The organism is Sphingomonas sp. R86521 (assembly GCF_042466235.1).
GTDB lineage: Bacteria > Pseudomonadota > Alphaproteobacteria > Sphingomonadales > Sphingomonadaceae > Sphingomonas.
This window is the reverse complement of record NZ_JAXHBY010000001.1, coordinates 1,209,557-1,233,626: the sequence shown is the minus strand read 5'-3', so window position 1 is coordinate 1,233,626 and position 24,070 is coordinate 1,209,557. Positions and strand designations below refer to the sequence as shown.

The 24,070-nt window shown below is 65.3% G+C and carries 18 protein-coding genes and 1 tRNA gene; 5 read left to right on the top strand and 14 right to left on the bottom strand.

Translation table 11 applies throughout. The features are described from left to right. Positions 1-3: 3 nt before the first annotated feature. The 10 genes from SJY20_RS05695 to SJY20_RS05650 all read right to left on the bottom strand — a co-directional run bounded on the left by SJY20_RS05695 (position 4) and on the right by SJY20_RS05650 (position 7,926). Positions 4-270, bottom strand: a complete 267-nt coding sequence (locus SJY20_RS05695) for a hypothetical protein (protein WP_380785632.1) — start codon at positions 268-270, stop codon at positions 4-6. Next, on the bottom strand, positions 267-743 hold the full coding sequence (locus SJY20_RS05690; RefSeq protein WP_380785631.1) for an SAM-dependent methyltransferase: 477 nt from the start codon (positions 741-743) through the stop codon (positions 267-269). The genes SJY20_RS05695 and SJY20_RS05690 overlap by 4 nt, the downstream gene beginning before the upstream one ends. 13 nt (positions 744-756) lie before the next feature. After that, positions 757-1,020, bottom strand: a complete 264-nt coding sequence (locus tag SJY20_RS05685) for a hypothetical protein (protein ID WP_380785630.1) — start codon at positions 1,018-1,020, stop codon at positions 757-759. 147 nt (positions 1,021-1,167) lie between these two features. After that, positions 1,168-1,767 carry a rhomboid family intramembrane serine protease gene (locus SJY20_RS05680; RefSeq protein WP_380785629.1) on the bottom strand — a complete coding sequence of 200 codons (600 nt, stop codon included), beginning with the start codon at positions 1,765-1,767 and terminating at the stop codon, positions 1,168-1,170. Positions 1,768-1,878: 111 nt separating this feature from the next. Beyond that, entirely contained in the window at positions 1,879-2,955 is a 1,077-nt protein-coding gene (locus SJY20_RS05675) for an ABC transporter permease (protein WP_380785628.1), read from the bottom strand. After that, positions 2,952-4,088: an ABC transporter permease gene (locus SJY20_RS05670; RefSeq protein ID WP_380785627.1), complete on the bottom strand. Its 1,137-nt coding sequence runs from the start codon at positions 4,086-4,088 to the stop codon at positions 2,952-2,954. The genes SJY20_RS05675 and SJY20_RS05670 overlap by 4 nt, the downstream gene beginning before the upstream one ends. Continuing rightward, positions 4,085-5,086 (bottom strand): HlyD family secretion protein, encoded by a 1,002-nt coding sequence (locus SJY20_RS05665; RefSeq protein WP_380785626.1) that lies wholly within the window; start codon positions 5,084-5,086, stop codon positions 4,085-4,087. Before SJY20_RS05665 ends, SJY20_RS05670 begins: the two co-directional genes overlap by 4 nt. Next, positions 5,083-6,564, bottom strand: coding sequence for a TolC family protein (locus tag SJY20_RS05660; protein WP_380785625.1), 1,482 nt, complete (start codon positions 6,562-6,564; stop codon positions 5,083-5,085). Before SJY20_RS05660 ends, SJY20_RS05665 begins: the two co-directional genes overlap by 4 nt. Before the next feature lie 84 nt (positions 6,565-6,648). Further along, complete coding sequence (locus SJY20_RS05655; protein ID WP_380785624.1) at positions 6,649-7,020, bottom strand: hypothetical protein; 372 nt, start codon at positions 7,018-7,020, stop codon at positions 6,649-6,651. Positions 7,021-7,050: 30 nt separating this feature from the next. Beyond that, on the bottom strand, positions 7,051-7,926 hold the full coding sequence (locus SJY20_RS05650; protein ID WP_380785623.1) for an SDR family oxidoreductase: 876 nt from the start codon (positions 7,924-7,926) through the stop codon (positions 7,051-7,053). Positions 7,927-8,002: 76 nt separating this feature from the next. Between SJY20_RS05650 and SJY20_RS05645 the strand changes: the two genes are divergently transcribed. The 3 genes from SJY20_RS05645 (at position 8,003) to SJY20_RS05635 (ending at position 11,471) form a co-directional block, all read left to right on the top strand. Beyond that, the gene (locus SJY20_RS05645) at positions 8,003-8,914 is read left to right on the top strand and encodes a LysR family transcriptional regulator (protein ID WP_380785622.1); all 912 of its coding nucleotides are present in this window, start codon (positions 8,003-8,005) and stop codon (positions 8,912-8,914) included. A 424-nt stretch (positions 8,915-9,338) separates the two neighbouring features. Further along, the gene (locus SJY20_RS05640; RefSeq protein ID WP_380785621.1) at positions 9,339-9,800 is read left to right on the top strand and encodes a TadE/TadG family type IV pilus assembly protein; all 462 of its coding nucleotides are present in this window, start codon (positions 9,339-9,341) and stop codon (positions 9,798-9,800) included. Between the two features lie 3 nt (positions 9,801-9,803). Further along, positions 9,804-11,471 (top strand): pilus assembly protein TadG-related protein, encoded by a 1,668-nt coding sequence (locus SJY20_RS05635; RefSeq protein ID WP_380785620.1) that lies wholly within the window; start codon positions 9,804-9,806, stop codon positions 11,469-11,471. Positions 11,472-12,089: 618 nt separating this feature from the next. On the opposite strand, the gene SJY20_RS05630 is transcribed toward SJY20_RS05635, so the two are convergent. Then, positions 12,090-19,232 (bottom strand): autotransporter outer membrane beta-barrel domain-containing protein, encoded by a 7,143-nt coding sequence (locus tag SJY20_RS05630; protein ID WP_380785619.1) that lies wholly within the window; start codon positions 19,230-19,232, stop codon positions 12,090-12,092. 1,013 nt (positions 19,233-20,245) lie between these two features. Between SJY20_RS05630 and SJY20_RS05625 the strand changes: the two genes are divergently transcribed. Then, positions 20,246-20,383 carry a hypothetical protein gene (locus SJY20_RS05625; RefSeq protein WP_380788582.1) on the top strand — a complete coding sequence of 46 codons (138 nt, stop codon included), beginning with the start codon at positions 20,246-20,248 and terminating at the stop codon, positions 20,381-20,383. A 387-nt stretch (positions 20,384-20,770) separates the two neighbouring features. Here SJY20_RS05625 and SJY20_RS05620 read toward each other — a convergent pair whose 3' ends face one another. The 3 genes from SJY20_RS05620 to SJY20_RS05610 form a co-directional block, all read right to left on the bottom strand. Then, positions 20,771-21,427 carry a hypothetical protein gene (locus tag SJY20_RS05620; RefSeq protein WP_380785618.1) on the bottom strand — a complete coding sequence of 219 codons (657 nt, stop codon included), beginning with the start codon at positions 21,425-21,427 and terminating at the stop codon, positions 20,771-20,773. A gap of 625 nt (positions 21,428-22,052) precedes the next feature. Further along, the gene (locus SJY20_RS05615) at positions 22,053-22,298 is read right to left on the bottom strand and encodes a DUF6538 domain-containing protein (RefSeq protein WP_380785617.1); all 246 of its coding nucleotides are present in this window, start codon (positions 22,296-22,298) and stop codon (positions 22,053-22,055) included. Positions 22,299-22,442: 144 nt separating this feature from the next. After that, positions 22,443-22,518 (bottom strand) — tRNA-Thr (locus SJY20_RS05610). Between the two features lie 161 nt (positions 22,519-22,679). Between SJY20_RS05610 and SJY20_RS05605 the strand changes: the two genes are divergently transcribed. After that, positions 22,680-24,002 carry a hypothetical protein gene (locus tag SJY20_RS05605; RefSeq protein ID WP_380785616.1) on the top strand — a complete coding sequence of 441 codons (1,323 nt, stop codon included), beginning with the start codon at positions 22,680-22,682 and terminating at the stop codon, positions 24,000-24,002. Positions 24,003-24,070 lie beyond the last annotated feature (68 nt).

Here is a 24,070-nt window from a genome sequence, read left to right as displayed (position 1 = left end):
CGGCTATCGGGACCGTATCGGATCGGTCCGTCGGCGGGTGCGGCGCAGGCGCACGGCATGGATCGCTTCGGCGGTATGCGCGTGCCCCCGACGCTCGGCCCGCAGCGCCACCACGACGCGCTTGCCGTTGATCATCAGCGTCAGGCCAAGCAGCGCGATCGGAAACACCATCACGGCCAGCGCGGACCGGTCCATCGCCGCCGCGACGCCGCAAGCGCCGACTGCCAGGATCACGCCGACCCCGCGCCAGATACGATCGCGCCGGCTCATGCCGCGATCCCCCGAACATGAGAGCCGGCGTCGTCGTCGATGACGATCCGCCCGGCGTTGCGCAGCGCGAACGCCGCTTCCGGTCGCCAGTCTCGCGCGACGTCGTGGCAGAGCACGATATCGGCGGGCAGGTAATGCTCGTCCGCCAACGCAGCGAACATGTCAGCGACCGCAAAGTCCACGCCGATCGCCGGGTCGGCGAAGCGGGTTAAGGCAGCACGCGCGCGACCGATCAACAGCGCCGATCCGTCGGTCCCGCGCCCCTCGATCGCGGTGAAGCCAAGCCGCCTTGCCTGTTCAAGTGCGTGCAGCAGCAGCGTCCCGGCGCCGCAATCGATATCGACGATGCGCACCGCATGCCGACCGCTCGCGCGTAACGTCGCCAAGACCGCTCCGACCTTAGGCCAGCGCGGATCGTGAACGACCGCCTTCGACACGTACCGCGAACCGGCGGGGAGACCATGAACGTTCATCGCCATTCCCCCGTCACGCCGCACGCGGCAACGCACGCTCGTCGCGACCGACGGGTGCAAAGGACACGAGCGGCGTGAGCGGCACGTCGGCGATCTCGACGCTGGCGTGGTAGATATCCCGCTCGGCGTGCGCGTAGCTCAAGGCCGCGCCGTAGGAGATGAAGCGGCCTTCCAGGGTCCGCCGGCTGTCCTGGACCAGCCAATGTCCCGCGCGATCCTGGCCGACATAGATGACGAGTCCGGTAGGATCGGGCTCCGATATGGGTTCAGACGACATGTCGCCGTGCCTTTCGTATCACGAGCGTCCTGCCCGCCCCCGCCATGTACGGGGTACGGCATAGCGCTTCGAGATCGATCCACGCTGATCGCATAGCGGGAGCATAGTGATTCTACGCGATCGGGCGCGTTTTGGGATGCTCGGTTGCTAGCCGGATGACCCGACCTGGCGTTTCCAGTTCCACGCGAGGGCGAAGATGAGTCCGGTTATGAGCCCGGCGGCGTGGGCGACATGCGCAACTTCGGGTGCGACGGGCGGCAGGCCCAGTAGCTCCAGCCCCCCAAGGGTCAGAAAAACCAGCATGACGCCGCCCGTCCACGCCCGCCGGGGCGAGCGGGAGGCTTCGCGCCAATCGAGCAGGATAGCGCCAAGCATCGCATAGGTAACGGCCGACAAACCGATCCTGCCGACGCCGCCTATCCACGCTTCGGCGCCCATGGCGATATAGGCACTGACGCCCCACAGGCAGATAATCGCGACCCCGCCGTCACGCCGTTCGAGATAGCTGCCCAGCGTGGCCAAGCACCAGAGATTGAGCGCAAGGTGGATCGGCCCGGTATGCAGCACCGTAGAGACCGGGGCGAACGACCAGAAGAAAGACGTGCTGAATATTGAGTCGCGCGCGATGCCGCGCCAGGCGAGTCTATGGATTTCGAGAGTCTGCCAATGGACGATATGCTCGAGCACGTAGCAAAGAATGCAAAGCATCGCGATCGTGCAGACCGCCCAGTACCGACGTATGACCATCCGGTGATGCTGAACGATGCGATCGTTTCGGGCAAGCAATGAACGTTGAGGTATCTGCCGGCACTTGGGTACGTCTTCGTCCCAACACACAGAAGGACATCACGCGCACCATTATCGTAGTCGATATGTCGCTACCGATCCGAACACCGCCAACTGCGCCAGCAGCACCGCAACCGCGCCGGCGACTTCTCCGAGCGATGCGCCCATCTGGTTCAGCGGCACGAAGATGTGCGTCGCCGGGGTGACGGGGATCGTCCACGCGATCGCCTGCACCCAGCCCGGCATCGCGAACAGCGGCCATGCGAAACCCGACAGGAAGACGAACGGGATCGAGGTCGGGATGAGCAATTTCAGCGCATCGTCGCCGCTTCGCACGAAGCTGCCGACCGTCAGCGCGAGCGCGGACACGGTCGCGGCGAACAGCGGCACGGTCAGCAGCAGCGCGGGAATGTTGCCGCCGTGGGGAATGTCCTGCAGCCAGAAGACCAGACCGAAATAGAGCAGCCCGCTCAGCGTTCCGATCGTCGTGCACGCAGCCCATACGCCCAGCACCATGCCGCGCTGCCACCGGCCGGTGCGGCGGCGCTCGGCGACCAGCCGCGCGACCGCGAACAACAGCGTCTGCTGCAGGATGATGTTGGCTACCGCGGGGAAGATATAGTCGCGGTACCCCTCGGTGGTGTTGAACAGCGGGCGGGTGACGACGGGGGTGATGGGGATTGCGGTCGCTCCTGCCAGCCCGGCCAGTCGCTCTTCGACCGTGGCGGCGATCGCCGTGCCGATGGTCTTTCCGACCGCCTCCGCACGGAGCAGATAGGCGCCGTTGAGCCAGATCGCGATGCCGCCGCCGGATCGACCCTGGATCAGGGATGCGCCGAGATCGCGTGGGATCACCAATATGCCTTCGGCCTGCCGGTTGCGGACGAGTGCCTTGGCCGCCGCCGTGTCCGACACGTTGGCGGCAATCTCGACCTCGTGCGCAGCATCTAGGTTGCGGACGATCGCGCGCGAGACGACACTGCGATCGGCATCGACGACGACGATCGGCAGGCGCTCGACGACCTGGTGCGCATAGGGTGCGGGGTAGTAGAAGGCGTAGAACAGCACCGAGATCACCGCGACCGCAACCAGATCGCGCGTCCGCAGGATTTCGAGCAGGGCGCCCTCGAAGGCTTGGCGGACCGTCATGCCGATGTGCGTGCCTGCCGCCGAAGCAGCAGCGTCGCGCCGCCGCCCGCGATCAGCGCGGCCAACGCCAGGATCGCCGCCTGCTTCGCCCAGGTCAGGATATCCACGCCGATCGTCTGGTCCATCTCGAGCGTGACATAATGGGTGAGCGGCAGGATCGCGCTCCAGATCCGCGCCACCGCGATGCCGCCGGTGATCGGCAGCGACGCGCCCGAATAGGCGAGCGCGGACCCGGCGTAGATCACGCTCGCGGACAGGCTGGTCGCGACCTCGCCGGTCAGCGCGATCAGCAAGGTCGAGATCGCCGCGGTCGCGACGAACAGCAAGACCCCGCCGATCGCGACGAGGCCGATCGCGCCGGTGAAGGCAAAGCCCTGCCCCAGCGTCAGCCACAGCAGCCACGCGCAAAGCCAGAGCGTACCGATCACGACATGCGGCAACAACCGCCCGGCGGCGGCCATCGCGGGGGCACCGACCTGCGCCGCCCATGGCCCCATCGACTTGCCGACCAGCTCGCGACCGAGCGATGCGGCGCAGGTCACCGCGATCAGCAAATGCAGGATCGCGGGACCGATCAGCAGGCCGAGATACCATTCGAGACTGGCCGACGGATTGCCGAGCAGCGTCACCTGCACGCCCGGCAGTGGCACCCTGATCAGGCCGATCCCCGCCAGGCCTGCATCGGCAGGCGCCTGTCGTATCAGGTCCGCGGTGATCGTCGCTTGGAGCAGCGCGGACGTCAGCGCGCCGGTCGACAGGAACGCGGTCTGGTAGAAGATCTCGATCGTGCGCGGGGTCGCCGTCGTCCGTGCGCCGCCGAGACCGGACGGCAGCACGACCACCGCGATCGCCCTCTCGCGACGAATCTCGGAAAAACTTTCCGCCAGGCTGGATACGTCATCGACGATCGTCAGCGCATCGACCGCCTGGATCGCCCGGACGATCGACCGGGACGCGACGCTGCGATCCTGGTCGACGATCACCACGCCGAGACCGCGCGGCGATCCCTGCGACAGCATCCCGCCCATCACGACCAGGCACACCAGCGGCACCAAGGTCAGCAGTGCGAGGTCGAAGCGGTCGCGCCAGAGATGCGCGAGTTCCCCGACCAGCGCCCGCCGGAACGCGCTCATCGCGGCCAGTCGAACAGCACGCTCATCCCCGGACGCAGATCCGCGACGCGCTCGACGGGGCGCAGCTGGACGCCGAACGCGCGAACGTCGTAGCCGCTCGACTGGCGGGTCGCGCGGACCGTCGCGAATGCGGCTTCGGGCGCGATGTGGGTAACGCGGAACCGGACGTCGCGCGCGAGCGCCGGGACATGGCCGACCAGGATACCGCCCGGGTGGACGCCGGCATATTGGCTCTCGCGGACCGTGATCTCGACGCGCGGGTGATCGATGTCGATCACCTGATAGGCGGGCAGCACCGGGCTGACGATCTCGCCCGGCTGCAGCAATTTGCGCGAAATCTCGCCGTCGATCGGCGACACCAGCCGCGTCTCGCCCATCAGCGAACGCGCGGTCGACAGGCCGGCCTGCGCGATCCGGACCTGCGCCGCCGCTGCCTGCTTGTCCTCGCTGCGGGGCCCGGCCAGCGCCTTCTCATATTGCAGCCGCGCGGCCTCTGCCGACATCCGGCTGCTGTCGCGCGCGGCATGCGCTTCGTCGCGCCGCTGCGCCGCGATCACGCCTTCGGCATAAAGCGTGTCGGCGCGGCGGCTCGACGTCGCGCCAAGGTTGGCCGCCGCCTGTGCCGATTGCCAGATCGCGCGAAGCGAGCCGACATCCTCGCTGCGCGCCCCGGCCTGCGCCACCGCGTCGAGCGCCCGCGCGGTGTCGAGCGCACCCTGCGCCTGGCGTTCCGCGTTACCCAGTTCGGGGCTCGACAGCGTCGCCAGAACCTGTCCCGCCTTCACCCGCGCGCCTTCGTCGACCAGCAACCGATCGACCCGCGCCAGCGCCTTGGTCGCGACGTTGACGCTGTCGGCTTCAACCATGCCCTGGATCTGCTCGGGCCCCGGTCGGCTGGCGAGCCACAGGCCGATCCCGACGATCGCCACCACCACGATCAGGCCGACGTACAGCAATATCCGCGCACGGCGGGTCGGCGGGGCGGTGGGATCGCTCATCGGTTGGTTCCGTAGGTGAGGCGCTGGTCGGCCTTGGCCAAGTGCGCACCGAACGCATCGAGCCGGCTGGCCGACGCGAGCAGGCCCGCCAGCGCGAGGTCGTATTCGTACGCGACGGCGATGCGCTGTGCCTCGGCGGTATCGAGCGCCGCCTGCGCGGCGATCACCGGTGTCGCCGTCCCCTCACCTTCGCGAAACGCCACCGCCTGCACGCGGACATTCTCGCGTGCCGCAACCATGCTGCTGTCGAGCAGGACGAACGATCGGCGGGCGCCCTCGACCAGATTGTACGCGCGGATCGTCGCGCTGGTGGCGATCCTTCGCGCTTCGGCGGCGGTATCGGCGGCCGCGGCGGCCTGCGCGCGCGCCGCATCCTCGGTACGCTTGCGGTCGATGTTCGACAGGATGGTGTAGCGAACGCCCACGCCCGCGATCCAGTCCGGCTCGATCGGCAGCGCGTTCGAGTGATTGAAGTTGTATTCGCCGAACGCATAGGCCTGCGGCAGGCGCCGTGACCGCGCAAGCGCGACGCCGGCGTCGGCGATCTGTCGCCCGGCATCCGCGGTCCGTGCTTCGGGCGCGGTACCTTCGCTGCCGAGAAAGGTCCCGACCGGTGCCAGCGGACGCGTCTGCACGAACAGCGCGGTCGTGGGCACGACGCTGCCGTTGATGTCGAGCAGCCGGGCGAGTTCGTCGCGCGCCGTCGCGCTGGACAGGTCGGCACGCTGATACGTGCGCTCTGCGGTATCGCGCGCGACCTGCACCTCCAGTGTCCGGGCATGCGGGATCACCCCCGCCGCCTCCAGCTTGCGCGAGTCCGACAGAATCTTGTCGAGCGCATCGCGGCTGCGGCGTGCGGCTTCGAGTAGCCCGGCCGCCGCCTGCTGCCCGAAATACGCGCGGATCAGGTTGATCCGGGCGAGGTCGACCACCTGCGCGCGGCGTCCCTCGGCCATCGCGACGCCGCCTTCCGCCGCACGCTGGATCGCCGGGATCGCGCCGCCGGTGTAGAGCGGCAGTGCCGCCTGCACGGTGGGCCGGAAGACCTCGTCGCGAAAACGGTAGCTGAGCTGGTCGGGGATCGCGTCGAACAGACCCGGCAGCGCCTGCGACAGCCGGCCGGTGATCTCGCTCGCGATCTGCTGGAATGCGGGCGGCACGCTACCGGGAAAGGACGCCAGAAAATCCTGCGCGTTGCCCAGCGCATCGCCCTTGGCGCCGGCAAGATCGACCGAGAGCGTCTTTTCGTAGACGAGATACTGCGCCGATGCCGTGACGATCGGCCGGTGCAGGGTCCGCATCGCGTCCGCACCGGCCTTGGCCGCATCGACGCCGTGATCGGCGGCGCTGACCGCGCGCGACGTGCGGTCCAACCGCATCTGCGCGGCATCGAAGCTCAACGCCGTCTGCGCACCGGCCGCCGACGAAAAGGACACCGTCAGCGCGACCGCCATCGACCAGTGCCACTTCCCCGCCACTCGTATCGCCCTCGAAAGTCCTGCCCGGTCTCGCTCTAGCAAAGCATTTCGCCGGACGCGACGGGCAAGCCGACCCAGACCGGGTCAGCGCGTGGAAAGCTGGCGAGCCGCCGCCTCCGCGGTGTCTTCGGGCCGGGTATTGAACGCGATCGCCGCGTCGGGCGCCGCCCGGTGGACCAGGTTCACCACGGTCTCGAACAACGCGAGGCTCTTCGGCGGCAGCCTCAGGCCGCCGCCGATCACCACGCAGTCATAGACTGCTCCGCGTAGCGCCGCTTCCAGCATCGCGCTGCCCGCGGCGTCGGGCGTGATCATGCAGGTGTCGCCCTGCCATCCGCGCTCCCGGATCTTTTCCACCGCGATCGCGATCTTGTCGGCATCGAAGCCGGGCGGCAGCGCCGGATCCGAGAAGTCGACGGTTTCGGGTTTCTGGCCAACGAACAGGATTCTGGTCACGGATATTCTCCTCAAAGACGATGGTTAAGATCAGGCTGCCCATGCCGCAGCGGCACTCTCGGCAAAGTCGCGGTAGGACCGCGGTGCGTGACCGAGCAGGCTCGTCAGGCGCGCGATGTCGGCATCGGTGGCGACCGCGCCGTCCTGCTGATAGCGCCGCATCATCAGCGTCATGTCATAGGCGAGCCACGCCGGCCCGAACCCTTTCAGTCGCTGTTCCAGCGCATCCAGGTCGTTTCCGGCATAGCCGATCGGCCGCCCCAGAACATCGCTCCACAGCGCGGAGATCGTCTTGCTGGTGAGCGCATCGGGACCGACCAGCTCATAGATTTCATGCGGCAGCGGTGCACCGGCGCGCTCGCGGCGCAGCAATTCCGTCGCGGCGGCTTCACCGATATCGCGAACGTCGACCATCGAAATGCCCTTCTCGCCGATCGGCATGCCGTACACCCCGCCCTGCAACAAAGCGTCCTGCTGCCGCAGGTCGTTCTGGATGAAGTACGCCGGCCGCAGGACGGTGACGGGCAGCGCCGCGGCGTGGATCATCCGCTCGACCGTCATCTTGCTCGCAAAGTGCGGCACGTCGGCATAGGCTTCGCCCTTGAACACCGACAGATAGACGACACCCTTCACGCCAGCCGTGCGCGCCGCATCCAGCGTCAGCATCGCCTGCGTCAGTTCGTCGGGGGCATTCGGTGCGAGCAGGAACAGCGTGCTGACGCCCTGCAGCGCCGCGCGGACGCTGTCGATATCGGACAGATCGCCCCTCACCGCGGTCACGCCGGCGGGAAACTGCGCCTTTTCCGGCGTCCGCGTCAGCGCGCGAACCTCGGCGCCGTGGCCATCGAGATAGGCCAGCACCTGCGTACCGATGGTGCCAGTGCTGCCGGTTACCAATATCGTCATGGTGTATCTCCTTGATCGTCGAGACGACCCGTGTCGTCGCTGGATACAAAATAGCCGTTCCGAAGTTGTGTGGAAGATGGCAGGATCGGGACAGGTCGTCTCGTACATGGAACACAACATGGATCTCGCCGCGCTTGCCGACTTCAACCTTGTCGCGGCGCATGGCGGGTTCGGGCTCGCCAGTCGCGCCGCGCGCCGTCCCAAGGCCACCCTGTCGCGCAAGGTCACCGAACTGGAAGCGCATCTTGGCGTCAGGCTGATCGACCGAGGCTCGCGAACGCTGCGCCTGACGCCCGAAGGCCGCGCGCTGCACGAACGTACCCAAGGCCCGCTCGCGGAAATCGGCGAGGCCGAACAGGCGGTTGCCTCCGGCGCGTCGGTGCCCAGCGGCACGCTCCGGGTCAGCGCACCGATCGTGCTCGCCCATGTCCTGCTACCGCGTGTCGCAGCGGATTTCGTTCAGGCCTATCCCCAGGTCGCGCTCGAGATCGTCGCCGAGGATCGCAAGGTCGACCCGGTCGAGGACAATTACGACCTGGTGATCCGCATCAACCCGAACCCCGATGAGCGCCTGGTCGGACGGCGCATTCTCCACGACGAACGTCTCTTGGTAGCATCACCCGACCGACCCAATCCATTCCCGACGGCCACCGAGGACGCGCCCGTGACCGTCGCTGCGGTCGGGCACATCGCCACCTCCGGCGACGCGCCCTGGCGGATCAGGACCGACCACGGCGTCCGCTTGCTCGGCCCCGACATGCGGTTGCGCTTCTCCTCGTTTCTGATGGTGCAGGACGCGGTCCTCGCAGGCGCAGGAGTCGCGCTGATGCCGAAACTGCTCGCACGGCAGAACATCGCGACCGGCAAGCTCATCGTCTGGGGCATAGACGACGGCCCCAAGGTCGAGATCTGGGCCCTCCAGAACTCCCGCCGCCTCTCGAGTTCGAAGATCCGCGCGTTTCTCGAGGTACTGACTTCGTTGGTATAGACGGCGGGGTGCGCATCGATCGGTTGCAACGGCGCAGCTCCAAAATCACACCGTCTTGTTCATGCACAATCTCTGCTCAGTGACAGCGCGTATAAAGTCGGCCACGTCGGCTATGCCTCCATAGAGCAGCTCGCCGCGGCCGAGGTTGCATACGCCTTTACCGACGAACCCAGTGGAACATGTGCAGACCATTGGTCGAATAAGTCCTTTGCGGAGGATCTACCATTTAGGACTGGTACGCCTTTCAGAATCGCTTTCTCTGTTTTAAATATCCATATGCATAAAGTATTTCCCCGACTTATTCAGATAATATAAACTAACCCACAATAGGTATGTATAAAACCGTTACAGTTGTAGTATTGTTTAGCAGGTAAAGGCTACATTTTTAACAAATGATTTACTGAATCACTCCACTTATATCGGTATGAGTGGACGCACTTCATATTTTGTTCGGTGCCAAAAGGGAACGACGTTCCGCCCGCTGCTTCGATGTCTGCGCGATCGGCAGGGCGTCGCGCTGATCGAGATGGCGATCACGCTGCCGGTTCTCTTAACCCTGCTGTTCGGGATCATGGCGTACGGCGAATGGTTCTTCGTGTCGCATACCGTCCAGCAGGCCGCGAACGATGCGGCGCGTTCCACGCTTTCCGGGCTGTCCAAGGACGAGCGCCGGGCAATCGCACTGCAGACGGTGAGCACGAGTTTCCAGCGGGGCAGCACGCTCGACGACTCCAGAGTCACCGTCGCCGTCGTCGACGACGGCAAAACGATCGTCGTTCGCTTGTCGTACGACGCCGCCGCCGATCCGCTGCTTTCGACCGGATTGGTGCCGTTGCCGAGCAGGACAATCAGTCGAAGCGCGGCCGTCCTGCTGGGCGGGATCTGAGGCATGGTACGGCGCGCGATCCGACCGATGGCGCAGTTCGCCGAGGATCGCCGCGGATATGTCACGGTTCTGGTCGCGGGCGCGATGACGATGCTGATCGGAACGGCCGCGCTCGGCGTCGACATGGGGTCCATATACGTGGCAAAGCGACAGTTGCAGGGCGTCGCCGATGCCGCTGCCCTGAGCGCGACCAGCAACGTCGCCGACCCGTTACAGGGCGCGCGCGCCGCGGTGACGTTGGGCGGAACCCCCAACACGACGATCGCCAGCCTTGTACGGGGTCGGTATGTCCGCGATCCGAACCTAGCGATCAGTGCGCGGTTCGTTGCCGATACCTCCTCCGAACCGGGCATCGCCAACGCGTCGAAGGTTACGCTGGCGCAGGACGTACCGCTGTTCTTCGGGCGCCTGATCGTCGGCCGCCCGACGACACGCATCACCGCAACCGCGATGGCGGCACGAACCGACATGGCGGCATTCTCGCTCGGCACGCGGCTGGCCGGGGTTTCGGGCGGGTTGCCGGGTGCGCTGCTCTCCGGACTGGCCGGGACCACGCTGAACGTATCGCTGATGGACTACAACGCGCTGCTGTCGGCGAACGTCGATGCGCTCGCGTTCACCAGCGCGTTGCGGACCCAGCTCAATCTCGATGCCGCGACCTTTGGCGAGACGCTCGCGACGACGGTGACGTTGCCAAAGGCGGTCGAGGCGCTCGCTGCGGCGACAACCAGCCCGACGGCCGCGGCGGCGCTGCGCTCGATCGCGCTCAAGCTTCCGCCGACGACCGTGCAATTGTCAAAGCTGATCGATCTGGGGCCATTAGCCGGGCAACGCGACGCCGAACCCGCCAACGTCTTCTCATTCGACAGTTACTCGGGACTCCGCGAAATCCTTCAACTCGCCAATGGCCAGCGCACCGTGGCCCTCGGTACCGGCCTGGTGGTTCCCGGCCTGCTGTCGACGCAGGTGACGATGGCGAGCGGCCAGCGCATGGCCAACTCTCCCTGGCTTGGCATCGCCAAGGACAATGCCGTCATCGTGCGCACCGCGCAGACCCGGCTGTACATAGACACCCAGATTGCAGGGCCGGCGACGTTCGGGCTGGTATCCCTGCGGCTGCCGATCTTCGTCGAGCTTGCATCGGCCCAGGCGTCGCTGAACAAGATCAACTGTGTCCAGGGCGTGTCGTCGGCAACCGTCGATCTCGACGTCACGCCTAGCGTCGGCACCGCCATGATCGCCGATATCGCGACCGATCGGCTCAACGATTTTACCAAGCCGGTTACCGGACAACGCGCGACGATCGCCCATGTCGCGTTGATCGACGTCACCGGCTATGCCGATGTGAAGCTTGGCGGTGTCACCACGCAGCGCGTAACCTTCACGGCAGACGATATCGCGCAAAACCGGGTCCGCTCGGTTTCGACCAACGATTTGACCCAGGGGCTCGCCTCATCGTTGCTCCGCGGACTTGTTCTTCAAGTCAACCTGCTTGGACTCGGACTGAACCTGTCGGCGATCTCCGCCGCGGTCGGCACCGCGCTCTCGGTCGCGGCACCGGCGCTCGATGGGTTCATCAACGATCTAACCGGCTTGCTGGGCGTGCGTGTCGGCCAAGCCGACGTGCAGATCAACGGTGTACGGTGCGGGAAGTCCGTACTGGTAGGGTAGAACCAAGCAGATAGCGACGCGCACACAGCGCAAATCCTACCAAATACCCACCGATAACCGAATACTTAACGGACGGCCTTCGAACCGCAGCAACCTTGTTCACCATGAAAGCGCGGTAAACAGGTCGTGTTGCCAACCACGAATCGATCCTGCGCGACCCGCGTTGAGAATGTGCATAAATTGTAAGGGAACCGCAGGACTGCGTGATTCAATCAATGTAACGAAGCGCCAAGCCAAGGCCGATCGATAGATTTGCAATACCGTCGCAATACCGCGCCCGCTGCTATCGGAGCACTTCTTCGACTGCCGCTCGCTAAATACGATACCCTCGTCGATAACCCTTTTGCGCTCCCTCGACGATAACACTCCACGACGGCGAAGCGGTCCGGCAAGCTGGAGCGGAGAGAACACACCAAAGCCAATGCCGATTTCTCCGCCGCTGCGAACCGCAGTTGATCATCCACAGCGACACGACCGACATCCTGCAATCCTAATGAAGAAGGTGCTTCATACCGCGATTTCGGCCCGGATATACCGAGCGACAGAGGCAATCGGCGCCTGCCAAGCGAAACACGGCTTTGCCCCCATGACCAAACAGGGCGTTACACCCAGCGCCTCTTAGAACCGCAGCCGCACCCCCGCAGTGACCGTTTCCTGATGATCGTCCCTGCCCGTCTGCGAGCCTGCGGAAGCGAACAGGTCCAGGCCGCTCGGCAGGCGATAGCCGACACCCGCTGCCGCCGTGCCGACCATCCGCGACCGCGCGGCGCCCAAGGTCCCGAGTCCGAGCCCGCCACCGGCATAGCCCGCGACCGCGTCGGTACGGGTCCCCTCGAGCTGATAGCGTACGCCGAGCGATACGAACGGACGGAAGGGTTCAGCCGACGTCTCTGCACGCGAGAACGACAGGCCGCCATCGGCGAAGCCCGCGACGTGTCGATCACGTCCGACGGTGAGCGCGAAGGGACTGCCGCCCGTTTCGGTCACGCCGTCGCGGGTTGTGCGCACATAGGTGATCCCCGCACGTGGACGCAGCGTCCAGTCCGAAGCAACTGCCATATCGTAGCCGATCGCCACGTCGCCGACCCAGCTGTGCAGGTCGTAGCGCCCACTGGCGGCAGCCGTTCCCGGTAAGGCGCGGTTCGTCCGTGCCGTGCCGCCGTCGTAGAGGATCGACGCGGTCAGCCCAAACCCGGCCGGCGCCTGATAGCGACCGTGGACACCCGCGACGACGCCGTCGAGCTTGGTCCGTGCGTCGAGCGTATCGATCTGCTGGCGATCGTTCAGATACCCGGCAAACCCGCCGATGCTCCAGGCTGCGCTGCCGATGCCGACGCCGCCGACGAAGCCGTAGCTGCGGCTCCGTGCCGTCGACGTCCCCGCCGCGGGGTCGGCATCGAGCCGATGCCAGCCACCCAGCGTCTGCGCGAAAGTGAAGGCGTGGGCGTCCTCGCCGTCCGTACCGAAACCGGCGCCGCGCGCTGTTCCGGCCAGGGCCAGCGCGTTGTCGACGCCGATCTGGCTCGCCGAGGCATAGGCTTCGGGCGTGAGCTGCGCGAACGCGGTAGGGTTCGAGGCGCCCCCCGTCGTCAGCAGCGCGGGGAGCGCGGCGAACAACGGGCTCGTCGCCGGTGCGGTCGACAGCGTCGCATTGGCATAGGCGATGCTGCCGGTGACCTGCGGCGAGAAAGCGGCGTCGTTCAGGAACTGGCCGAGCAGCTGGATGCGGTCGGCACGCTGGACGACGAAGCCGAACAGCGTGTCGGGCTTGACGATTGTCGTATAGCCACCGGTGATCCCGCCCGTGGCGACGATCAGGTCGTAGGAGGTGCCGGGGCGCAAACTGCCGCTGGGGACGAGCTGCAGCGTTGCTCCCGACGCGATCGAGACCGCGCCGTTTACTACGAGCTTGTCCGACACCGTCGGCGTGATCTCGAACAGCGACACCGATCCCGACTGGATCGCGACATTGCCGTTGACCGTCATCGTGCCCGGCGACGCGCCGGGGCTTAGCGTACCGGCGATCGTGAGGTTGCCGTTGATGGTCCCCGCCGAGCCGAAGGTCGCGCCTTGGCGGACCAGGAACGACCCGCCGATCGTCGAGCCGGCGAGCCCGACGATCCGACCACCGGACAGGTCGACGCTGCCGAAAGCGGCCGTGCCCGATACTGTCGCGAAGCCGCCGGACATGGCGAAATTCTCGACGTTCGCGACCGAGCCGAAGGCGACCGGTGCCGCCTCGCTGCCGCCCGACACCGCGATCGTGTCTGTGCCGGCACCGCCATCGACCGATCCAACGAAGCCACCGGCGATCGTGAAGCGGTTGTTGGCGGCACCGAACTGGACCTGTGGTGCCGTGAGCGCCGCGCCGACCACGACGGTCAGGTCGGTAGCGGCGGTGACGCGGTCATAGGCGCTCGTCCCGGTCAGCGACAGGATCCCGGTACCTTCGGTAGCGAGTGTCTCGAACCCGGTCAGCTCGCCGCCGATCGTACGGTTGCCCGCCAGCTCGATGGTCGCGACGTCGGTGCCGGCGCCGCCTGCTACGGTGCCGATCAGCGTGCCAGTTGCGGCGAGGCGGAAGCTGTCATTCCCCGCACCGAGATCGATCGTGCCGGCCAGCGTGCCGCCGTTGGCGAGCTTGAGCTGCTGGTCGCCGGCGCCGAAAGCGAGCGCCGCACCGGTCGAGCCGAGCGTCCCCGTCACTATGAGCGCGTTGCCCGCAAGCACGAGCTGCTCAAAGCCGGTCGCGGTGCCCGCCAAAGTGACCGGAGTCGCCGCGGTGACGCGCAGCGTGTCGGTGCCCGCGCCACCGTCGTAGCGGCCCGCCGCGCGCGTAGTCCCGAGCGCGAGCGTGTCGTCGCCAGCGCCGAGCGATACGCTGGCGATGTCGCCGTCGACCGCCAGCGTATCGGCGGCTGCCGATCCGGTGACCGCGCCGATGCTGCGACCAGCGAGTGTTACGTTCAGCCCGGTGCCGGTCAGCACAACCGTGTCGAAGCTCTGATCGAGCGTGAGCGACAACGCGCCCGTTCCCATTACGCCCAGGCGCTCGAACCCGGTTCGCGCGCCGAGACCGGTACGGTCGCCAGCGAGGACGACCGTATAGAGGTCGCTGCCCGCGCCGCCGTCGACGCCGCCTGCGACGCGGCTGCCGGCCCCCTCGACGAACTCGTCGTCGCCGTCGCCCAGCGACACCGCGCCGCCGACACTGCCATTGTTGACGAAACGATCATTGCCGCCGAGCAGCGCGACCGAGCCCGCGATGGAGCCGTTGTTGATCACGGTCTCGGCCGCGCCGGTTCCCGTCAGCGTGACGGGACCTGTGCTGGTCAGCGTCTGGCCCGCCGCGACGGTGATATTGCTGCCGCCAACACCGATCGTGTCGAAGCGGAAATTGCCCGAATAGGCGACGTTGCCTTGGCCGACTTGGCTGAAGCGTTCGAAGTTGACGAACTGGTCGCCATTGACCGCGCCGCCGCCGGTCGCGTCGACCACCAGGCTGTCGAGGCCCACGCCACCATCGACCGTACCGACCAGCGTCGCGCTGGCGAGTTGCAGGAGCGTGTCGTCGCCCGCGCCGAGGAATACGTTGCCCTCGATGCGACCGCGATTCTCGATCGTGTCGCTACCTTCGCCGAGCGCGACCGAGCCGATGATGGTGCCCGTGTTGACGATCCGGTCGTCGGCGCTGCCGCCCGTCTGGATCGCGCCGGCGACGTATGACGTGCCGAGATAAAGCGCGAAGGGATTGTCGGCTGCGAGTACCGTGCCTGCACTGCCTTTGATCGTCCCCGCATTCGTGAGATCGATCCCAGCATCGTAGGACAGGAGCGCGGTGGCAGTCGGGCCGGTGGCCTCGATCACGCCCGTAGCGGCGTTGACCACCACCGCCTTGACGACCGGCGCCGTGGCCGGAGAATTGCTGTTGAGAATGAGGGCGACGCTGGCACTACCGTTCGCACGAATCGTGCCCGAATTGACCACGTTGATGGTCTGTTGGAAAACGCCGTCGCCAGCCGCGTTGACCAGCGCACCGGTGCCGCTGCTGCCGGTCGCCTCGATCGTGCCGGTATTGGTAAGCGATACGCTGCCCGCAGTGCCGTACGTTCCGGCGTAGAGGTCGACGGCCGTGCCGCGCGCACGCGTGATCGTGCCGCTATTGACCAGCGACACGGATGCCGTGGCCGGCGCGGCGGTGTCCGAGCCGGCATAGCCGTAGGAGGATGCATCGAACCCGCCCGTAATCGTGCCGCTGTTCGTCGCCGCAATCGCCCCGCCAGCGTAGCTGAACAGCGACGCGGCGATGCCGTTTCCGCCGCTCGTGATCGCACCGCTATTGCCGAAGGTGATGCTGGAGGCGCCCAGAGAGACGGGATTCGCGCGTCCGTTGTTGAGGATCGTGCCGCTGTTGGAGAAGGCCAGCGTGTCGTTCTGGCTACTCGCGACCGCGTTGACCGCCAGTGTGTTCGTGCCGATCGTTCCCGTGTTGACGATGCTGCCGACCGCGCCGGCGAAGCCCATGTCGACACCGCCGGCGTTGGTGAAGGACGCGAGCCGCGCGGTGGCGGCGGTTTGGCCGAAGTCGGGCGTACGGACGTAGACCTGGCCGCGGATCGTCGCGGTGTTGACGATCGCGCCGTCGCCCGAAACGACGACATCCGTCGCGAACGGTGCCGCCGCGGCGATCGTCACGGTCGTTCCGGCACCCTGCGCGCGCGCACCTTCGCGCTCGAAGCTCGTCGCCGTCGGCGCGCCTAGTGTCACGGTACCGCTGGTCGTGCGGGCATGGACGAAGGTATCGATCCCCTGCCCTCCGTCGATCGTGCCGCTGACCCCGGTCACGCCGTCCGTCGCGATGAACACGTCGTCGCCCGACCCGAAGCGCAGATCGCCCGCGAGCGTGCCGCCGTCGGCGATGTAGGTGGCCGACAGGAACGACCGGCCGTTGGTCGCATAGCCCAGATCGACCGACCCGGCGATCGTCCCCGCATTGCTCAGCGTGCCGCCCGCGATCTGGATCGCCGCCTGACCCGCCGCGCCGCGGATCGTACCGCCCGCCTGGTTGGTGATCGCCGCATTATAGGTGGTGCTGTAGAGCACGGTCGCGATCGCGGGACCGCCGGAACTGGCGATCCGTCCCGAATTGACGATGCTGTTGCCGTAGCTCAGCAACACCGCCGCGCCGGTGGAGTCGATCGTGCCGCTGTTGGTCAGTGCCGCGATGCCATTGACCGCCGCCGTGCCGGAGATTCCCGCGGTCTGGATGATCGCGCCGGAATTGGTGAACGCCGGCGCGTTGGTCACGCCACCCGCATTGGTGAGCGTGATCGTGCCACTGTTGACGACGGCTTTGCCGCCCGAGATCGCGTAGATCGGGTTGGAGATCGTCGTTGCCCGATCCCGCACCGTGATCGTGCCGGTGTTGGTGAAGCTGTCGTTCCCGCTCAGCACGACGGCGGAGGAGGCCCCGTTCGTATCGTTCGGATGATCGAGCGTCAGCGCGCCGCGGCTGGTGATGGCGAGGCCGCTGCTCGTCGGCGAGGTCTCGCCGGGAGCGATGAGCAGCGAGGTGACGAGGATCGCCGGCTGGCTGGTCGCGGCGATCGTGCCGTTCAGGTCGACGGTGCCGCGCCCCGCCAGCATCAACGGCGGGGTAAAGAAAGTCGGCGACGACTGGCTGGCGGTGCCGGTGAGCGTCAGAGTCGCATCGTCGTACAAGTCGTAGCCGACGCCGACGAAGCCGGTCGGCAGGCCGAGCGTGCCCGCCGCATCGCTGCGCACGCGGTAGCGCAGCTGCGTGCCCGATCCCGTCACGCTGCCGGTGATGCCCGCGAACGCCCCCGATCCGCGATTGACGAGTTCGGTGATCAGCGTATCGCCCGTGCCGAGAGTCAGGCTACCGTTGAGCACGCCGCCCGCGACCGCGAAATAGCGGTTGGGATTATAGTTGCTGATCGACGCGCCGACGAGGCGGACATTGCCGTTGATCGTGCCGGCATTGACGATTGCAGCACCGAACATCGAATTGGACGTGCCTGCGATCCCCGCGGTTCCGCCAGTGACGATGCCGCCCGCACGGTTAACCAGCACGCCGTAGTAATCGAGCTGCACGCCGGTCGCGGCCGATGCGATCGTCCCGGTGTTGATCAGCGTGCTGCTGACGCGCGCGCCGGCTGTGGCGCCTTCGATACGGCCGCTGTTGGTCCAGTCCGATCCGTATGACCCCGACAGGATGACGCCGATCCCGCCGGTCGAGCGGATCGTGCCCGAATTTGTGAAATAGGGCCCGAACAATGAAACGCCGGTGCCCGCCGCGGTAATGGTACCGCTGTTGAGGAACCTGCCCTGCGAACCGAAGTCGACGCCGTCGCCGGTCGCCGTGATCGTCCCGCTGTTCTCGAACCGGTTGATGGAGAAGCCGAGCCCCAGCGCGAAGACGCCCGACCTGCCGGCCGTGGTGACGATCGTACCGGCATTGACGAAAGTCGGAGAGCTCAGCGAGGCGGAATCGACGGCAACCGCCTGGGTCGCGCCGACGATAGTCGTCCGGTTGATGACCGTGCCGCTACCCCCGATCAAGATAGGCCCCGGCGCATTGAACCCGTCCGCCAACGTCGTCGTCACCTTGGTATCCGGCGCAAGCGACACGCGTTCGAAGTTGGTCGGCAAGACGATCGTTCTGGCGATCGTTGCATCCGCGGTGAATTTAACGCGCAACGTATCGGTGCCAGCCGCGCCGTTGATCGCACCGGTGATGCCGGTCACCAGACCGGTGCCGTTCCAGCCGGCAATCAGCGTATCGTCGCCCACGCCGAAGGTCACCGAACCTGCAATCGTTCCCGAACTCGAATCGATCGTGCTACCGGTCACGTAGCTCGGCTGCGACGCGGTAATAACGTTCCCGGTGATCGTACCGGCATTGGTCAGCGTCAGATAGGTATTGGACTGGATGGCGGTGGCGCCGGCGCTCGTGATCCGCCCGCCGCTGGCATTGGTGATCGACAGGTTCTCGCCCGTCAGCGCGGCCCCCGTGCCCCGGTTGGCGATGGTGCCGCTGTTCATGACGGCGCGAAACGAACCTAGATTGGCGACCGTCGCGACCGTGCTCGTCGAGGCGATAGTGCCCGAATTGGTGACACTGCCGTTGAATAGGCCGCCCGTGCCCATATCGACGGCGCCGCGTACGCCGCCGTCGATCGTGCCCGCATTCGTCAGCGTTCCAACCGGTCCGCTGATCGCGCCGATCGTGCCGGTGGCGCGGTTCGTTATCGTCGAAAACCCTGCGAAGGTGGGCGTCGTCGATTGCAGCGCAATGCCGCTCGTCCCCGTCAGGGTCCCGGCATTGTCGACCGTCGCATAGACATAGGATGAACCTGCCGCCGCCTGCCCGACCGTCAGCGCAGTATTGCCCGTCACGGTGCCACCCTGCGCGACCGTTAGCGCGATGTTCGCGGTACTGAAGCCCTGCGATGGCTGCGCCTGCACGCTCACGCCCGCTTGCGCGCCGCCATCGACGCGGCCCGCGACCGTCACGGTGACCCCTGATCCAAAACCGGTGGCTGGCGCCTGCACCGCGATGCCGGGTCGTCCGCCACCCAGCACCGTCGCGCCGATGGGTACGCTGACGGTCGTGCCGGACGTGGTTACCGTCACGCCATTCGGATCGGTGCCGGTGCAGGTCGTGGTGCCGTTCGCCTGGGTCGGCTCGGGTGCGCACTGCGCGAAGGCCGGCCCGGTCAGCACGAGCGTCAACGCCATTCCGCTCGTCTGCAACGCAAGCGCACGCACTCGCCGCCCCGACGAAAACATTCCAACCATTCCGCATCCCCCTGCTTCGACTTACCTTTATCGACAGGCGAGGGACATTGTCCAGATGCCGGTGACGCATATGATATACAGTAAAAAATAGCGGGAACCCGACGCAGCACTACGCACGATAATATTCTTCCTGCGGCTCAATGACGACGCAGGAAACGGCAGTTTTGGTTCTGGTACCATGCTTAACGAACTCGCCGCCCGCGGCACTTCATCAACATTGTTCTTTCGTTTCACGTCCGCCATGATCGCGTTCGGAAGCTGAAGCTCGAGCATTCGCGGCGACATGGGATGATAGCGAAACGGATCGTATTGTTTGGTCTAATGACCGCACTGCCCCCGCCCGCGCTCAGTCGCTATCCGATCTCGCCAACGAAGTGATGGTCTTTGGCGGTAACGGTGCGGCGACTTCCAATGCCACCTTCGCCCAATAGGCTGCGGCGCAATAAATCCTTTTCATATGATTAATATGTTAGTCAGCCTTCATCGGAAACCGGGGACTTCACTGAGACAGTTCACGAACACGAGTCTAATAATAAGCAAGTAGCTGCGCTCACGTCGCCGATCTGACCGGTTCGACCTGTGATCTGGCTGAGCAGATCGAAGCCGACGATTTGATTCGTTTCGGGGTTGGCGGCCCCCAGGAAGCTAAACAGATGGCAACCAACGGCTGCTACCGCCTTCCTCCTCAACGAACGTAATCGATCGACCGGATCACGGTGTCCGTTCGCGCGATGTGGTAGTCGATCTCCCAAGGAAGATCCCGGTCCTACCCGGCGAGGCCGAACTGATCACCAGCGTTCTCAGCGGAGCACTGACCGCACTGTTCGACAATAAAGAGGAAGATTGGAGGGCAGCAGACGACGCGAACGCTACTAGCAGAATGAAAGACCATAAATCGGCCGTAACGCGCCTACGAATATTTCCGCGTCAGCAACGATGCCGAGGGCGGAAACATTGCCAATATCGCCGCTCAGATCGCGGCGATCCAAAGCCGCGCCGAGCGCGACGAGATTCAGATCATCGCGATGTTCGAAGAACCGAACGTCGCCGGCCGCAAGCTGCACCCGCCAGTTCGACGCCATGTTGACTAAGGCTATCAGCCAGGAACGGCCGTGGACATCATCTATGTCTACGCCCTGTCGCGCTATGCACGGCGTCTGCTGCCGGGCGCTGCGGAACCCGCGCGATGCGGCAGGACGAGCTCGACGCCATCGCCCTCTCCGTTCTGACCGAACGTATTCTGCAGCGGCAGCGGCTGACGTAACTGCTGCAGGCAGTGCTTGAGAAGTCGGATGTTGCGGATACACAGCGGCTAAAGGATTTGGATTGCGTCCGACGGGAGAAGGTCGCGGCGGGAACGAGGATGCGCCGCTTGCTTGAGATGGTCGAAAAGGGCCTGACACCCCCGAAGGATACGATGTCCGCGGAGCGCCTAGCCCAACACCGTCAAAACATTGCACAGCTCGACGTCGCCGACCTTAGCCTGCCGCTGCAACTTGCACGAGACTCATGCCGCATCGACGCGGATATCCTCGGCCATAGGAATCTGCGACCGCTCCCGCGCCGTTCCCTGATGTAGTTCTCCAGCCGCCAAGCGTGAGCGCGAGGTCGCGTTCGATCCTCGCCTCGCGCAGAGCATCACGAAACGAGTGCCTGAGGCCGTGAAAACATGTGCGTTCGCGGGCTGCATCGCAGGAAATCAGGAATCGAGAAAACCACTTTGAAAACTTGCCGGAGTAGAGACCCAGAGAGTCGTTGGTGAGGTCGGCGAAGAGGCGGACATCATGCTCCTTGCGGCGCTCAGTGACGTAACTCGCAAATCCGATCTTTCGTAGTTCCGGATGGATCGGCACCACCCAATGGCTCGCCTCCGTCTTGAGGCGCTTGCCATTGTCTCCACCCGTTGACACCACAAAGCATAGAACTCCGTCGATCTCGGACATCGTCGGCAAGCATCTGGCAAATCGCGCCTTGCCGTAGCCCCGACCACAGAGCCACGAGCGGAATCCAGAAATGGAAGCGTCGCGATTGATTTCATCCGACAATCGCGTAGCCGTTTTCGTCATCGCGACAACCCCGATAAAGGGGTGCGTCAGATGTGACGCTAAAGCTGCCAATTGGCGAAGAGAAGCCATTTCTCACGAGCCGATAGGGGTTCCACGACCCGCAAACCTCTTGTACGGTATCCAAAATCGTGCTCGCCGGGGGGCGTTTCGAACCTCGAACAGCATATCCGTTCTCATCGTCCCGGCATCCTCGATACAACGGGGCATCGAATATGCGACGTAGTTGAACGATAAAGAAAGGTTGCCTTTTCTCTCGGGCATTCAACGGCTCTGCGATCCTGAGCCCTCTAGCGGGGTTCTTATCAATAAGCTCTTCCTTCACTGCCCAGTTCAGCAGACTGGGCAGCTTATTCATGTATTCGTTCGCGTTTGCCGGACTCATGGCGGCTTCTTTCGTTCGCCTTGCTTCATCCATGATCTCGACAAGCGACAGCGTAGGCCATCGATTCCGCGCATTGCCGGGTAAAACTTGAAGCGCCTTGAGGACATTCCGGCATGCGTCTCGCGATACAGAATATACCGGGAATCTGGCCAAGTATTTCGCTGATGGTCTTGAGGGTCGTGCGATAAACTACGGCGCTCTTCGGTGACCGCTGCATCGTAGGATCATTCAGATAAAGCTCGCATAGTTCTGCCATGCTGATGGACGATCGCTTGGATGGTGCCTGATGCTTACCCTCTACAGTGCACAGTATCACTGATCGCGCGACAATCGATGCTGTCCGCCAGACCCAAGTTTTTTCTTTACCGCATTGAACTTCTCCTTAATGCAGTAGGCGAATCCACGGGCCAATCGTCGAGCAACGGCGATGCAGGTCGTTCCCAGAGAGCGGTTGATATGGGATCGACCAACGAGCGAACACAGGTCTTGGGGGACGCGAACACAATACTGATAAACCGCACCTCGACGCCATACTCCGCTTTGTCTTCTGTGCGACACCTGTGTGCGACAGTTCAGAGCACACGAAACTGAACCATCTGAACAACTTGAGGAAGGTTCGCGGGGCGGTGTGCGACACCGTTGTGCGACGATCCGCTCGGGACCATGGCTTAAACGATTGATCTACCGACGGTTTTTGTAGGTTGGTGCCGCTTACAGGACTCGAACCTGTGACCCCCGCATTACGAATGCGATGCTCTACCAGCTGAGCTAAAGCGGCGTCGACCAAGGCGTTTGCCTGTCGAGGTGGCCGCCACTAACAGGTCGCCAAATCGCTGACAAGCGACTTTCCGCCATCGCCATCCATCGCTTCCAACAGGCGACTTTACGCCTCGTTTACCAAGCGCGGTGCACAAGCGCCGGACGAAACGGGGATGAACCATGGATACGGCACGCGGCCTGGACGACGAGCGGATCGAGCAGGAGCCCGATTCTACCGATGCGGGCGTCAACGACGCGATGTTCGAGCTCGGCGGCGACGAGCGGCGGATGCATGTGCGCGCCTATAATCACTGGGTATCGCTGCTGAAGGGCCGCCCCTACCCGTCGATCGCGACGCTGGATCCCGCGGGTATCGCCGATTTCGGTCCGCACAGCGTGCTGCTCGATTTCAGCGACGGCGTCGAAAATCCCGGGATCGCGTATCTCGGCCAGGCGCTGCGCGAGGAATGCGCGCTGGTCGGTCCGATCGCGTCGATCGCCGACGTGCCCAGCCGATCGCTGCTGTCGCGCCTGACCGACCATTATCTGGAAATCATCGCCAACCGCGCGCCGATCGGTTTCGAGGCGGAATTCGTCGGCAGCCGCGGTCGCACCACACTGTATCGCGGCATCCTGATGCCGTTCTCGTCGAGCGGTCCGGACATCGACTTCCTGTTCGGCGTGATCAACTGGAAGGAACTGGTCGACGACGGCCTGCAGGCGACGCTGGATGCCGAGCTCGACGCCGCTGTCCGCGCGGGCCCTACACCCGGCGTTGCGACGCCGATCTGGGCGGACGGCCCAAGCGGCGGGTTCGATACCGTCGTCGATCCCGTCCCCCCGCCGCCCGTAGTCGCCCTCGATTCCGTCCCCGACGAATTCCTGCTGACCGAGATCGTGCCCGAACCGCAGGCGGCCGACCCCGCCGCCACGGACTCGCTCGGCGACCGGCTGACGATCGCCCGCGACAGCGCGGCACAGGTCCGCGCCGCCGATACCCGCCGCCGCGCCGCGCTCTATCGTGCGCTCGGTCGCGCACATGATTTCGCGCTCGCGGCAGAACGCGACACGGCCGACTATGTCGAAACGCTGTCCGACGCCTGCATTGCGGCCCAGCCCGCCGCGCCGACCACCCCGATAGTCGAACTGGTGTTCGGCGCAGAATACGACCCCGCCCGACTGGCAGACTTCGCGACCGTGCTGCAGCATGCGCGCCGGACCGGCATCGGCAGCGGCGAGCTGGCATCGTTGCTGGCCGGCACCCCGGGCGGCATCAAGGCGATCGTCGCCGCCGAGCGGGGCCCGTCGAAACGCGCCGCCTCCCCGGCAAAGCGCGCGCCACGCCAAACCACGCTGGGGCATCTCGCCATCGAGACGCAGGCGGCGGTCGGTGAAACCGTGCTGCTCGTCGGTCGCGTCGCACCCGGCGGCGGGATCGATATCGTCGGTTCCGTCACCGGCGACCATGCGCTCAACGAGCGCGCAGTCCGCGCCATCAGCTGAGGCGCGGGACCGACCGAACCAGTACCGCGCTGCACCGCAACACGGCGCCTTCGCAACCGCCACAAGCC

Bases quoted from the DNA above. Each gene is read 5' to 3' on its own strand.
- SJY20_RS05695 (WP_380785632.1), bottom strand. From the start codon at position 270: ATGAGCCGGCGCGATCGTATCTGGCGCGGGGTCGGCGTGATCCTGGCA.
- SJY20_RS05690 (WP_380785631.1), bottom strand. From the start codon at position 743: ATGAACGTTCATGGTCTCCCCGCCGGTTCGCGGTACGTGTCGAAGGCG.
- SJY20_RS05685 (WP_380785630.1), bottom strand. From the start codon at position 1,020: ATGTCGTCTGAACCCATATCGGAGCCCGATCCTACCGGACTCGTCATC.
- SJY20_RS05680 (WP_380785629.1), bottom strand. From the start codon at position 1,767: ATGGTCATACGTCGGTACTGGGCGGTCTGCACGATCGCGATGCTTTGC.
- SJY20_RS05675 (WP_380785628.1), bottom strand. From the start codon at position 2,955: ATGACGGTCCGCCAAGCCTTCGAGGGCGCCCTGCTCGAAATCCTGCGG.
- SJY20_RS05670 (WP_380785627.1), bottom strand. From the start codon at position 4,088: ATGAGCGCGTTCCGGCGGGCGCTGGTCGGGGAACTCGCGCATCTCTGG.
- SJY20_RS05665 (WP_380785626.1), bottom strand. From the start codon at position 5,086: ATGAGCGATCCCACCGCCCCGCCGACCCGCCGTGCGCGGATATTGCTG.
- SJY20_RS05650 (WP_380785623.1), bottom strand. From the start codon at position 7,926: ATGACGATATTGGTAACCGGCAGCACTGGCACCATCGGTACGCAGGTG.
- SJY20_RS05645 (WP_380785622.1), top strand. From the start codon at position 8,003: ATGGCAGGATCGGGACAGGTCGTCTCGTACATGGAACACAACATGGAT.
- SJY20_RS05640 (WP_380785621.1), top strand. From the start codon at position 9,339: ATGAGTGGACGCACTTCATATTTTGTTCGGTGCCAAAAGGGAACGACG.
- SJY20_RS05635 (WP_380785620.1), top strand. From the start codon at position 9,804: ATGGTACGGCGCGCGATCCGACCGATGGCGCAGTTCGCCGAGGATCGC.
- SJY20_RS05630 (WP_380785619.1), bottom strand. From the start codon at position 19,232: ATGGCGTTGACGCTCGTGCTGACCGGGCCGGCCTTCGCGCAGTGCGCA.
- SJY20_RS05620 (WP_380785618.1), bottom strand. From the start codon at position 21,427: ATGGCTTCTCTTCGCCAATTGGCAGCTTTAGCGTCACATCTGACGCAC.
- SJY20_RS05605 (WP_380785616.1), top strand. From the start codon at position 22,680: ATGGATACGGCACGCGGCCTGGACGACGAGCGGATCGAGCAGGAGCCC.